Origin of the sequence: Candidatus Chryseobacterium colombiense, from assembly GCA_029203185.1 — a bacterium.
Taxonomy (GTDB): domain Bacteria; phylum Bacteroidota; class Bacteroidia; order Flavobacteriales; family Weeksellaceae; genus Chryseobacterium; species Chryseobacterium colombiense.
This window is the reverse complement of sequence record CP119310.1, coordinates 3,781,520-3,794,719: the sequence shown is the minus strand read 5'-3', so window position 1 is coordinate 3,794,719 and position 13,200 is coordinate 3,781,520. Positions and strand designations below refer to the sequence as shown.

The following is a 13,200-nucleotide window of genomic DNA, read 5'->3' as shown; positions in this document are numbered from 1 at the left end:
TTGTGCCTTTTGCTTATTTGCAATTGGTTGTATTCACAAAATCAAATGAAAGATTCTCATTTGAATTTTATCCCCAAAAGTCCGGATGTAAACTCATTGGGAAAATATATTGAGAAGCCCATTTCTTTATCCAACGGATCTGTAAATGTTTCAGTTCCTATATATACTCTGCCTATTAATAGTAATATTTCCATACCTATTAATTTACAATATAATACACAGGGAATAAAGGTCAGCGAAGTTTCAAGTTCAGTTGGACATGGATGGAATTTATCACCAATAGGTATGGTTTCAAGGAATATTCGAGGAAAAAGAGATAACTATAATGATTCTTCATTTTACCTTCAAAGTATAGCCAATGCAAAAACTAATTTAATGGATAGTTCCACAAGTCCCAATACTAATGCTTGGTTAGAACAAAACGTTGATAATGTTGATTTGGAACCGGATGAATTTAATGTGTCGTTATTCAATATGAGTTTTAAATTCTTTTATGACTTTTCAACCAATAAGTTTTATTCTACTCCATTGAATAATATTAAGATTATCCCTACATTGAATGCTTATGGTAATATTGTTGATTTTAAAATTATAGATGGTGCAGGCAATACCTATTTTTTTGGAAAATCAGATGATAATGATAACAGATTTGAAGTGATCGATGAAGTGTCTAATACATTAGTAAGTAATGATAGTGCATTTTCCAGCGGAAGTGATCCTCAATTTAACACTTGGTTATTAGTTAAGATGACCACAAATGATAATAAAGTTGTGAGATTTTATTATGAAGATAATTATACTACCTCAGGTGTTCAAGATGTTTATCTTAATGCACAGTATAAATATTATGCCAGTACTCCTAATTTTGTAAATGGATATTACGATGTAATTAGTTGGCAAAGTGGAAATCCTGTAGTTGTTGGTACAAAATATCCTATTTCTTCTGAAATAGCTAAAACCAAGGAAGGAAAAGTCTACAATGTATATAGCAATCCAAGTATTCTTGATAAAATTATTAAGAAAATAATATTCGAAAACACAGAAATTGAATTTGTTAAGTCTACGATTGCGAGAAAAGATTTCAATGCATATTCTTTAGAGAAAATCAAAATAAAAAATAACAATAACCTGATCAAATCTTTTCAACTGAACCAAAGTTATTTCAATGAAGAATTTTTAAATTCTCTGGCAGATAATTCCAGAACAAAAAATTACATTTTTACAGATTATTTCGATAAATCATGTGCTCGATTAAAATTAAATGCTGTTTCTGAATATGACAAAAATAACCAGTTAATTAGCAAACATACTTTTGAATATTTCCCTGGACAGCTTCCAAGTAAACTAAGTTTTGCACAGGACTTTTTTGGTTATTTTAATGGACAGCTAGGAAATGCAGAATTAATCCCCAATATCAATTTTAGATATGGCTATGGATTGAAAAGCGCGGGTACAGCTCAACGTCAAGTTGACCTTGATTATTCAAAAATAGGAATGCTCAAAAAAATAACTTATCCAACAGGAGGGTCTACAGAATTTGAGTATGAAAACCATACTTACCAGGGAATTAATGACATCAATGAGATCGTCATAGGGGATTTATTTTCTTTACAGACTTTTTATATAGATTTTGCGAGTGAGCAATCTGCTGATCCCAATACAGGTAGCCCACTTCCTCCTGAAGCATCTTACGAAATGCCTATAACATTTGAAGAGGGAGTGACTGTCACTGTAAATACAATTGTTAACAAGGTCATAAATTATACAGGACATCCAACAGATTCATATAATATTATCATATATAGAAAGGTAAATGGTAATTGGGAGATATTCACATTAATGAGCTACACCATCCAGAAAACACTTTGGTTTCCAAAAGGTGAATACCTTTTAACAGCATCACGTTTAATACCTATTGATGATCCAGCAGTGTTAGAGGCGGGGTTTTCTTCAACACTTTCATATCTTAAATCAATGCCAAATATCCCAAACAATCCTGCAAATCCTACAACTATTCAAACTGCCGGGGGATTAAGAATTAAATCAATTACTCAAAAGGAAAATAATACAGAAGTTTTAAAAACAGATTACTCCTATAATGAGATTGTAGACGGAGTAACATACTCTACGGGTATATTATATGGATATCCATTATTGGTCTCTCAGGATTTTTATGAGGGGATTAATAAATTTTATGGAATAGTAGACTATCCTTTCAGAAACGGTTCTGGTTCTAACATTGTGTATGGTAAGGTTACTGAAACAATGATCAGTAATCAGAATAATAAGAAAATTAAAAAAGAATATTTTTTCACTCATAATGCATCTTCGGAGTCTGACGAAGCTACCATTGAATTCAGGAACAAAACTCCTTATTTCGGATGGAAACTGAATAACTTAAAAGAAGTTTTATATTATAATCAAAATAATGATGACACCTATACTTTAGTAAAAAAAGATACTATCATCTATGACCAAAATAATGTTAAACTTAATTACACTAATGGTGTAAGGATTGAGCCCCGTGATAGAGTTTTACATTCTACTTTAGGAGGATCAGACCCGTCAAATTTCATATATAAAACCCTCTATAAGTATGAATATTATCCATTATTTTCTGATTTCTCTTTTGAAGCTAAAAAACAGTCAACAGACTATATTAGTGGTAAAACAGTTACAACAACAATTGATAATACTTATACAAACCCTCATTTTCAAATAAGTAAACAAAAAACAACTTTTCCAGATGCAACTATAAACGAAACAATCTATAACTACGCATATGAAAAAGGAAATCAACTATTGATCGATAAAAACATGGTTGGTATTCCATTGGAATCAAACACAACTCAAACCATTGGAGGAATTACCAAAACATTAGGCAAAACAGAAACCGTTTACCCTGTTTCCGTTCCGGCCATACAAACAGGAAATTTAATACTTCCTACCTCTGTGCTTTCGTATGGTTTGCAAAATCCGACAACTGCTACAACCGAAATGACTTATGATAAATATGACTCAAAAGGTAATTTACAACAGTATACAACCAAAGCCGGAATTCCTACCACAATTATCTGGGGCTATAACAATACTCAGCCTATTGCTAAGATAGAAGGGGCAAGACTTTCGGATATTAGTCAGTCGTTAATTAATACTATAGTTTCCTCTTCGGATACTGATGCAGCTGCTGCTCCGGGTAATGACGAAACGGCATTTTTATCTACGTTGAATAATTTCACAAATGATCCAAGTTTATCAGCTTATCAAATTACGACGTTTACTTATGATCCATTGGTTGGCGTAAGAAGTATCACTCCACCTTCGGGTATCAGAGAAGTGTATATTTATGACTCTGCCAACCGCTTGAAAGAAGTAAGAGAGCAGAACCAGACAGGTAAACTGTTGAAAGAATTCCAATACAACTACAAACACTAAGACACGATGAAAAAACTCATAATTCCTATAAGTGCTTTATTGGTAACAGGTTTAGCCAAAGCCCAGTTAAGTACAACAGAAAACTATATATATACAAAAACGTATCTTAATCATCCTGATCCTTCAGATCCCACTCAATTACTTAAAGCCTCAGAAACGGTTCAGTATTTTGATGGGTTGGGAAGACCCAAGCAGATTATTAATATAAAAGCCTCTCCATCCAATAAAGATTTAGTAACCACTATTCCTTATGACGGGTTTGGGAGGCAGGTAGATTCATGGCTACCTGCTCCAATGCCATCCCTGAATGGAGGAATACAATCAGGAGTTGATGGTGCTGCACAAAGTTATTACAGTGACAGTACTCCGTTTACCCATCAGAACTTTGAAGCTTCTCCTTTGGACCGTGTATTATCTCAGGTTCAACCGGGGTTAGATTGGCAAGGACATGCTGTTCAATTCGGTTATGATGCCAATGTAGACGGGGAAGTTATTAAATATACCACCACTACCACATGGGAAAACGGAGCAACAAAGTCAACCATTGAATATGGTGGTACTTACATTGTAGGACAACTCTATAAAAATACGGTTACTGATGAAGATGGTAACAAAACCATAGAATTTAAGAATGGGAAAGGTCAGGTAGTATTGGTCAGAAAGGTGTTAAATGCTACTGACAGTGCTGATACCTATTATGTATATAATGAATATGACCAATTGGCATGGGTTATTCCGCCCCTTCTTTCAAAAAAACAAACCTGGGGATGGGATGATCAACAGGCATTATCCTATGAATACCGTTATGATGGCAGAAACCGCTTGGTTGAGAAAAGACTTCCGGGTAAAGACTGGGAGTACATGGTATATGATAAAGCAGATCGTCTCGTATTGACACAGGATGGTAATCAGCGTCCTGATCATAAATGGTCTTTCAATAAATACGATAAATTCGGCAGAATAATCTATACAGGAATTGCTATTGATAATGGGGATAGAAATGCTGTACAAGGCTGGATTCTTTTCACTTATGGGATCAATACGGAAGTATCAGGATCGTATACCCAAAGCGGTATGCAGATTCCTTATGGAAATACTGCCTATCCTCAAAATATAGAAAGTATACTTACGGTTAATTTTTATGATACCTATCCAACGGGAACTTCAGCTTTTACTCCAACCATTCCCAATCAAAGTGCTGTATTAACTGATAATATGAGCTCAGAGGTTAATACCAAAAGCTTACCTTTGGCATCCTATGTAAAAAACATAGAAGACGACAACTGGACGAAGAACTACAGTTACTATGACACAAGAGGAAGAGTAATTGCCACCCATTCGATTAATCATTTAGGAGGATACACTAAAACAGAATCCAAACTTGAGTTTTCTGGACTAGCCCAGCAAACCATTACCCGTCACAAAAGGCTATCTTCCGATACAGAGAAGCTTATTACAGAAACTTTTACCTATGATCTTCAGAACAGGCTGAAAGTCCACAAACATAAAGTAGACTCAAACCCTGAAGAAATCCTAGCGCAGAATGAATACAACGAGCTCTCCCAGCTGACCACAAAGAAAGTAGGAGGATCAGCTTTAGGAACCGGACTTCAGGAAGTCAATTATGCTTACAATATCCGGGGCTGGATGACCCAGATTAATGATCCAGCAAACTTAGGTACTACAGATCTGTTTGGATATAAGATCAATTACAATCTGGTAGAAGGAATGGAAAATCCTCATTCGGATTATATGGATTTAAAAGTAAAGCCTAAGTTTAATGGAAATATTGCCGAAACATCATGGAGAACTGCAACTACTCCAAATGATAATTTAAGAAGGTATGGTTATGTGTATGATGGATTGAATAGGTTAAAGGCTGGTTTCTATCAAAAGGATAACAATCCTTCTGCAAGGGAATATTTTGAGAAAATGGATTATGATCTGAATGGTAATATTACTCATTTACAACGATCGGGAGCATTATTACAGAATTATTCAATAACGGAGACTTTTGACGATCTTACTTACCATTATGAAAATAATAACTCCAGCAACAGATTAAGTACCGTTACAGATGCTTCAGTTAACTACGGAGGATATCCTGAAACAGGAGGAAATACAATTCCTTACGATCTGAATGGAAATATGACCAGTCATGAAGATAAAGGTATTTTAGGAATTACCTATAATTTCCTTAACCTTCCCTCTTACCTTTTATTCAATGCTGGTCTTCCAAGGAGAAATGGGATATTAAGAAATAACACTTCTTATCTTTATCGCGCGGATGGTGTAAAACTAAGAAAAATATATAAGTTTGCACCATATGATCCCTTTGGAACAGCTACTGAACTTTCTACAGAGACTACGGAATACTTAGATGGTTTTCAGTATCTAGGAAGTTCGCAAAATGCTCCTAAAGGAGGTACAACCTTCAAAACAAACTTACTTTTTTATCCAACATCAGAAGGATACTATGATTTTTTAGAAAATAGGTATATTTACAACTACACAGATCATTTAGGAAATGTGAGGTTGAGTTATTTTAAAAGTGGCTCAGAGATAAAAGTTCTTGAAGAAAATAATTATTATCCATTTGGATTAAAGCATAACGGATATAATCCAACAATAGGCAATCTTGCATACCAATATAAATATAATGGTAAAGAGTTGCAAACAGATTCAGGAATGTATGATTATGGAGCAAGATTTTATATGCCGGATTTGGGAAGATGGGGGGTGATTGATCCTCTGGCAGAAGCTTACACAAAATTGTCACCATATAATTACACATTGAATAATCCAATTCTTTTTATTGATCCTGATGGAACATATGTAGATACAAGCTTGATTTATGAAAAAAATAAAGATGGTTCATATAAAAATCCAAATCTCGTAAAAGCATGGAATATTTTTGCTACTTCTAAAGCAGGAATAAATTATTTAAAGGATTTTGTTTCAGCAGGTCAAAAAATTGCAGGTGTAGAATATAAAGAGGGGGGTAAATTTGATAAGGCAGGTATCGATATTACATTTGATAATGGTAAATCGGTTGCAAAATACAATAGTGAGCACTTACAAGACGCGAATGGAATTACAACGCCTAGGTTAATGAATAATGGTAGACTAAATTTTGAAGTAAGTGTTTCCAACCTTCCTTACACCGACCAAGCAATTGAAAATATTGCACATGAATTTGCTCAACATCTTATGCCAAAAGCATTAGATTTTTTTGATAATAAGAAATTTGATTTCTCTAATGGCTATGAATCATTAATGGATTATAAAAAAGGATACACTCCTCAATATTATAGTAAATATTATGGAGATCGCAATGACCAAGCATCACCTACTGGTTTAGAGCACCAAATGAATGAAAAAACTCAAGCAGCGGAAAAATTAGGTGTTCCGATTATAAAAGTTTTATATCAGAAAAATAATATTAAAAGAACCGATGAACAAATTAAAAAAATTCTTTTTAGTAAATAGTCTTATAATTATTTTACTAAGTATCATTTCTTGTAATGAAAAAAAGGAAATTTCAAATAATATTTTTCAATATTACAATAATAATATTCCTCAATATATAATTTTTCAAGAAAAAAAACAATTGTATCCTAATATTCCAATTACTATTTTAGGATATAATAATGAAAAATTAAAAGTAAAAAAACAAGGCCTAGTATTTTTATGTGAAGAAATACAAATGAATAAATCAAATAGTAATTTTGATAGTTTAATAATATCTTATAATACAAAAGGCCTTGAAGGAAAGGGTATTAAACAGTTTGATGCAAAAGTTTTTAATAATATTCTAATTTTTACTGATGTAGAAAGTAAAAAGTCAGGATTGATTAGTCTGAATAATATGGATGAAAAATGGATGAAAAATATTTTATCTACAATTTCTTCTGATAATAGATTGATTAAAAAAAACATTTCATCATCTGAAAATGAAAATTCGTTTTCGATTATTTACTATAAAAACAAAAAAAAATATTTTATAGTTGGAAATCAAATTAACAAGGACGCTAATATTAAATTGTTATTGGTTTTAATCAATATGATTATTAATTCTAATCAAAATAATTATAGAAAAAAAGATGATATACATTACGAATCTTTGGATTCACTTAATAATTATATAAAAAAATATAAGATTGGAGTTGAGAGAATTCCTGATCCTGTTATCCCATAATGATGATTCCATAAAATAATAGAGCTAATAAGTACTATTGTAAGAATTAGTTTGATTTTTTAACAGAAAATAATTGAATGAAAAGAGGACTAATTAATTTTAGCCCTCTTTTATTTTGAATTAACTCGTGTAAAGAAATATATAATTGTAAGATTGGAGTTGCTAACTTTGTTCGAACACGATTCTTTATGTAAGTCTCTCTAAAAACTGGACCAATTATAACCCTAAAATTAAATTAATAATCCAATTAGATATATTGATCCTGATGGAAGGGCTCCTGAATGAGGTCTAAGGTATGAAACTGATGGAAAAACTATAAGAACTCAAGACATAAAAGGAAGTCGTAATTTATGCACAGAAAAAGCCGGAGGTTTTTGGAATTGGGTTAAAAGTGTTCTTACAAGTCAGTATAGCTTTAAAACCAATTCAGACAAATATGGTGAATTAAATTCTTATCGTCAATGGTAAGCTAGTCCCTTCTACAATGAAGGAGAGATTAAAATAGATAGAATCTTCCGATTGATGGGGAATAGCAAAAACGAGGAAATGCTGAGTTTTAGAGGTGGAGCTTACAATATGGAGGGGTATGGAAGAATAACAAATGTGTCCAGAGCGGTAAAAGCGACTCCAGAAGTCTTATTTTCTGAAGGGCCTTCACCAATTACACATGTTTATGTTAATAGAACACAAGTTGGTCTCATAGATCATAGAGGTAGTGTTATGAAAATGGAAATCAATTTATCTAAGGATATGCAAGGTATGGGAATTGGATCCAAAATATTTAGTACAGCAGTTGAGGGAGAATCAGCATTTGAAGCAAATTGGATAAGAAGTAGTTCACTCTATCCTGAAACAGGAATGTCAGATAATTTAATTCAGTATAATAATGCAATCCAAAAAAGGTTGAGTCCAACCGAAGCAGCTTGGAGTACTTGGTCTAGTAATCAAGCAAAATCACATGATTTTAATAGTGTTAATGTACAGCCAATGCAAAATGGAATAAAAGCTACATTCATAAAATAATATAAAAATATGACAAAAATTTTAATACAAAATATGTTTTATAATCACGGCGGTGAATATTATCTAATAATATGTAAATATAAAGGAGAAATAAATCCGGGCGATTATATTGTTATAAATCAGGATTTTAAAATAAAGATTGAAAAGATTGAAAATGGACTTTTTGAAACTCTTACGTTATCGGTATCAAGAGATTCTTTTGAAAAAGTGAATGAGAAACTATATAATAGGGAGTTTTTCATTGAGAAGATGTAGAAAGATTAAAATATGACAATACAACAAAACCACTGCTTAATTGCAGTGGTTTTTTCTAATTCAAATCATTCTATCTTTCCCTTTGGATTAACACACATTCATTAATAGATCAAGATTTGTAATACATTTCATAAATCCTGTGAAATATAGATTTGACTTGTTCTATAACAAAAAGTTATGAATTAGTTAATCTTACCAAATAATATTATTACAAATAATTACTTAGGTAAAATGTAACTTATTAAAAAGAAAAACTTGAAACAAGCAGTTATTATATAAACTCGTTTCAAGGATTTTCATTTGATTTCAACTAAAACCAACACCTTTGGTACAGCCAAAAATCTTATATATTACAAGAAACTATTAATACCCCGCCGTAAAACGCTCACGAATATGATTATTTTGTTCTAACTCATCCACCAAAGCTACGGCAACATCCTCTACAGACAATACGCTTCTTCCGTTTTCATCAAAAACCGGGTTTTCTAGACTTGTTCTGTATTTTCCTGTTCTTACTCCTGCAGTTCCCTGGTGCATTTCAATAGCCGGGCTAAAGAACGTCCAGTCTAATGTTTTATTTTCTTTGATCTTGTTTAAATAATCTCTTGCTGCCGTTGCACCTGCTTTATAATCTTCCGGAAAATCAGGTCCGTCTACCAACTGATTTCCATCGATGAATAAACTTCCTGCTCCTCCAACAGTAATGAATCTCTTCACTCCTGATTTTTCAACGGCATTTTCAATGTTAACTGAACCATTCAAGAAATCATCGTAAAGATTAGGATTCGTCCATCCTGCGTTGAAAGCACTGATTACAGCGTCATTTCCTTTTAAAGCTTCTGCCAGTTCGTCTACGTTCTTCACATCAACACTTTTTGCAGATACATTCTCATTTTGCTGAACTTTAGAAGCATCTCTTACAATAGCTTCTACTTTGTATCCTCTGTTTGCTAATTCGTTTACTACTTGTGCTCCCACAAACCCGGTTGCACCGATTACTGCTACTTTTTTCATATGATTTAAAATTAAATTGTAATAAAATTTGTTACACTTATGGTCAAAAAATTTTAGTCAAACTGATCACTAAATTCCTGAAGTGATTTATTTCCTAAAAAATTTAAAACCAGTTGATCCGTTTCTATAAATAAATTATGCAAATGCTGGTTGATTTCTTTTCCAACACTACAGGCAGGATTAGGATTTTGATTTTTCTTTCCTAACACATCAGTATTTTTCACTACCGAATAAATTTCAGAAATACTGATCGATTCTGCATTTTTAGAAAGCTGACTTCCCCCCTCTTTTCCCTGTTTGCTCACAATAAGTCCGGCTTCCCTCAATACACTGATTTCTTTACGTACGATAACAGGATTTATATTGATACTGCCCGCGATCCACTCGGAACTTAACCAGTCCTGAGGCGATTTCGCTAATAAAGTCATAATATGTATTGCCGTGGCAAATCTTGTATTGTTCATTTTACTTATGCAAAGATAAACAAATTTTTAATTGTAACAAAAAATATTACATTTAAATTATAAAATTAATTTATCCAGATCTAAAAGTAAATAATTAATGTTCTGATTAATGGTTCTTGTCGCCGATTGCATCTGGTTAAGCATCGCTGCTCTGTTATGAAGATCATTGGCTCTGTAATATCCTCCGTCACTGAAAATCACTGAATGATTCGCTGCGTTTTTATCATCATCAAACTGATAATGAAGCCACCGTTCTTTCATGCTGCTGATAATAGAATATTGCTCTTTGTTCGAAAATTTCTTTTCGGTGTACATATACCAAATGAATGGAGGAAAATTAGGAGATTCCAGTTTTTCATTCCAGATATCTCTCAAAAGGTTTCTCTGATGGATAAATTCTACTTTTCTCCCTTTAGGATTAAGGGTAGCCAAACCCAAACCTGCACCTACAGCACCTCCGCTAATATCTACTGCACTGCTCCATGCATCATTTTTAATGATTCCACCTGCAATAGATGCCGCTGCACCAGTAATAATAGAATATAAAATCATCTTGTTATTTCGGGAATCATTCAGGTTATCGACATAATTTCCAATTTGTGCCACTCTTTCCCCCTCACAGTCAAATTCTGCGGCAACAGCATCCAATTCCGTTAACGCAATAGTAATTTTACTGTTAATCACACTTTTCAGCTGCAATACTTTCACCTGAGCGTTTAATGAAGAATCTTTTTTAAGATCAATAATTTTATGGACCTCATCCAGATTATTCAGTGCATTCAGAATTAAAATACTCTGATCAGAAAATATTCCCTTTAACTCCTTATTCGCAAGAAGAATAGAATCAGAATTATATGATGGGAGTTTATTGGCATAATTATATTTAAAGGGAGCTTTACAATAGCTATCTCTCAGGGTAAGAATATTTTGTTTGATTGTCTGATTCTTCCTGGAAACACAAGAGGTTAAAAAACTAAAAATGATCAAAACGTAAAACAGCCTTCTCATATTGTTGTATTTATGTTTTTGGTAAGCTATAAAAGTGAAAACAAACTTATACTAATATACTATAAATAAAAAAATTCACCCGGATTCAGGTGAATTTTTAAGTTATTTTTAAGAACAGACTATTTAATTCCCAGCAGTTCCACTTCAAAAATAAGTGTACTGTTTGGTCCTATTTCTTTGCTGATTTCCTGATCTCCATACGCCAGATGCGGAGGAAGGATCAGTCTCCATTTACTTCCTACAGGCATAAGCTGAAGTGCTTCAGTCCAACCTGAAATCACCCGGTTTAAAGGAAATGATGCAGGTGTTCCTCTTTTTACAGAGCTGTCGAAAACTTTCCCGGTGATTGTTGTTCCGTGATAATGGCATTTTACTGTAGATCTCGGACCTGGTTTTGCCCCATCACCTTCGGTAATAATCTCATATTGTAATCCACTTGGCAAAGTAACAACACTTTCTCTTTTACCATATTCTTCCATGTATTCTTTACCGTCTTTCAGGTTTTTCTCTGCCAGTTCTTTTTTACGCTTAAATAACAAATCTGCTACTCCCATAATTAAATATTTTTACAAAGATAAGACTTTAAGCTGGGAAGAAAGAAACCCAGAAATAGAAGTTTCGGGGAGATAAAATCAAACTCATAGCATTTAATCTTTTTATTATCAAACAATTACAGACAACCTGCTTTATTATTGCCTTTTTCAACTTAAAAAGTTCAAATATCTTTAATACTGCGTTAACAGCTTTTCGGAAACTTGGCGTTATAATTGGATTTAAAAACTAAATGCCACATCCATTACAATATAATAAAAACTTCGATAAGCTCTCCTATGAGGAAAAGCAACTCCTGGAAGAAACGAAGAAAAGTATCGCTGATTTCGTAGAACAATCTCCCTCTATAAGTGATGTCAACTATGCTACCAGAAATGCTCATGCAAAAACATATGCTGTTCTGTCAGGAAATTTTATTATCGATCCCTATCTTCCGCAAGATTTAAAATATCTTTTTGATAAGGAAAAGTATGAGATCGTCGCCAGACTTTCCAACGCCAACCTGAAAGTAAAAAGGAATGAAAAAGATATTCCGGCTTATGGTTTTTCGATCAAGATAAAAGATGACGCAGGGCGTACTATTTCAAATTATCCTCTTGTAAACTTCCCGTTGTTTCCCACCAATTCGGTTTCTACATTTTTAAAAATGTTTACAGCCATCAATAAGTTCTATGCTAAAAAGTGGGGAAACTGGACATTATTTATAAAGAATACGTGGAAAATTGTTCCTTCTTTGCTTACATTCTCTTTTATAAAGCATAGTATTGGCCTTTTCCTGAAAAGAAATGATTTTATCCTGTCGTTTGATTATCATTCTGTAGGCGCTTACAGGCTGGATGATAAAATGATGAAGATCAAAATACGTCCAAAAAATATTCAGAAAAAACTGGGAACGAGAAGAGAAGTAAAAAAATCTGTCAAAAGCTTTTTTGAAAACAATGAGTATGAAGCTGAAGTTTTCATTCAGCTCTGTTATGATATTAAATATCAACCAATTAATCAATTAAATATTGAATGGAAAAACTCACCTTTCATAAAATTGGGAAAAATCAGATTTGAAAAAAATTCTTTTCAAAATTCGGATAGCTGCGACAATGAATTATTGTCTTTCAACCCGTTTGAAAGCGCAGAGATCTTTCAGCCAGTCGGAAAAATTCAGAAATTGAGAGATGAAGCGTATAAAGTTTCTCTGCAGACAAGAAAAAAGATCAATAAGCTTTTAAAGTATAAATAAAAAAGGCTTTATTCAAT

General features: G+C 32.9%; 10 protein-coding genes. 6 read left to right on the top strand and 4 right to left on the bottom strand.

The features are described 5' to 3' along the window. Nucleotides 1-45 precede the first annotated feature (45 nt). The 5 genes from P0Y62_17285 to P0Y62_17265 all read left to right on the top strand — a co-directional run bounded on the left by P0Y62_17285 (nucleotide 46) and on the right by P0Y62_17265 (nucleotide 8,911). Nucleotides 46-3,435, top strand: a complete 3,390-nt coding sequence (locus tag P0Y62_17285) for a hypothetical protein (GenBank protein ID WEK69560.1) — start codon at nucleotides 46-48, stop codon at nucleotides 3,433-3,435. A gap of 6 nt (nucleotides 3,436-3,441) precedes the next feature. Next, a complete protein-coding gene (locus tag P0Y62_17280) occupies nucleotides 3,442-6,924 on the top strand; it encodes a DUF6443 domain-containing protein (GenBank protein ID WEK69559.1) in 3,483 nt (1,160 codons plus the stop codon). Continuing rightward, the gene (locus P0Y62_17275; GenBank protein WEK69558.1) at nucleotides 6,890-7,633 is read left to right on the top strand and encodes a hypothetical protein; all 744 of its coding nucleotides are present in this window, start codon (nucleotides 6,890-6,892) and stop codon (nucleotides 7,631-7,633) included. Before P0Y62_17280 ends, P0Y62_17275 begins: the two co-directional genes overlap by 35 nt. Nucleotides 7,634-8,179: 546 nt before the next feature. Further along, a complete protein-coding gene (locus tag P0Y62_17270; GenBank protein ID WEK69557.1) occupies nucleotides 8,180-8,656 on the top strand; it encodes a hypothetical protein in 477 nt (158 codons plus the stop codon). Between the two features lie 9 nt (nucleotides 8,657-8,665). Then, complete coding sequence (locus P0Y62_17265; protein WEK69556.1) at nucleotides 8,666-8,911, top strand: hypothetical protein; 246 nt, start codon at nucleotides 8,666-8,668, stop codon at nucleotides 8,909-8,911. A 363-nt stretch (nucleotides 8,912-9,274) separates the two neighbouring features. Here the strand turns inward: P0Y62_17265 and P0Y62_17260 are convergent, their stop codons facing one another. From P0Y62_17260 to P0Y62_17245, 4 genes are all read right to left on the bottom strand, one after another. Continuing rightward, the gene (locus tag P0Y62_17260) at nucleotides 9,275-9,925 is read right to left on the bottom strand and encodes an NAD(P)H-binding protein (protein ID WEK69555.1); all 651 of its coding nucleotides are present in this window, start codon (nucleotides 9,923-9,925) and stop codon (nucleotides 9,275-9,277) included. A 53-nt stretch (nucleotides 9,926-9,978) separates the two neighbouring features. Then, nucleotides 9,979-10,389: an Rrf2 family transcriptional regulator gene (locus tag P0Y62_17255; protein WEK69554.1), complete on the bottom strand. Its 411-nt coding sequence runs from the start codon at nucleotides 10,387-10,389 to the stop codon at nucleotides 9,979-9,981. Nucleotides 10,390-10,446: 57 nt separating this feature from the next. After that, nucleotides 10,447-11,397 carry a hypothetical protein gene (locus tag P0Y62_17250; GenBank protein ID WEK69553.1) on the bottom strand — a complete coding sequence of 317 codons (951 nt, stop codon included), beginning with the start codon at nucleotides 11,395-11,397 and terminating at the stop codon, nucleotides 10,447-10,449. 119 nt (nucleotides 11,398-11,516) lie between these two features. Beyond that, nucleotides 11,517-11,951: an FKBP-type peptidyl-prolyl cis-trans isomerase gene (locus tag P0Y62_17245; protein ID WEK69552.1), complete on the bottom strand. Its 435-nt coding sequence runs from the start codon at nucleotides 11,949-11,951 to the stop codon at nucleotides 11,517-11,519. 230 nt (nucleotides 11,952-12,181) lie between these two features. Here P0Y62_17245 and P0Y62_17240 point away from each other — a divergent pair, with 230 nt between their 5' ends. Next, nucleotides 12,182-13,183, top strand: coding sequence for a catalase (locus P0Y62_17240; protein ID WEK69551.1), 1,002 nt, complete (start codon nucleotides 12,182-12,184; stop codon nucleotides 13,181-13,183). Nucleotides 13,184-13,200 lie beyond the last annotated feature (17 nt).

Coding starts and splice junctions, on each gene's coding strand:
- P0Y62_17245 (WEK69552.1), bottom strand. CDS start 11,951: ATGGGAGTAGCAGATTTGTTATTTAAGCGTAAAAAAGAACTGGCAGAG.
- P0Y62_17275 (WEK69558.1), top strand. CDS start 6,890: ATGAACAAATTAAAAAAATTCTTTTTAGTAAATAGTCTTATAATTATT.
- P0Y62_17260 (WEK69555.1), bottom strand. CDS start 9,925: ATGAAAAAAGTAGCAGTAATCGGTGCAACCGGGTTTGTGGGAGCACAA.
- P0Y62_17240 (WEK69551.1), top strand. CDS start 12,182: ATGCCACATCCATTACAATATAATAAAAACTTCGATAAGCTCTCCTAT.
- P0Y62_17265 (WEK69556.1), top strand. CDS start 8,666: ATGACAAAAATTTTAATACAAAATATGTTTTATAATCACGGCGGTGAA.
- P0Y62_17285 (WEK69560.1), top strand. CDS start 46: ATGAAAGATTCTCATTTGAATTTTATCCCCAAAAGTCCGGATGTAAAC.
- P0Y62_17270 (WEK69557.1), top strand. CDS start 8,180: ATGCTGAGTTTTAGAGGTGGAGCTTACAATATGGAGGGGTATGGAAGA.
- P0Y62_17250 (WEK69553.1), bottom strand. CDS start 11,397: ATGAGAAGGCTGTTTTACGTTTTGATCATTTTTAGTTTTTTAACCTCT.
- P0Y62_17255 (WEK69554.1), bottom strand. CDS start 10,389: ATGAACAATACAAGATTTGCCACGGCAATACATATTATGACTTTATTA.
- P0Y62_17280 (WEK69559.1), top strand. CDS start 3,442: ATGAAAAAACTCATAATTCCTATAAGTGCTTTATTGGTAACAGGTTTA.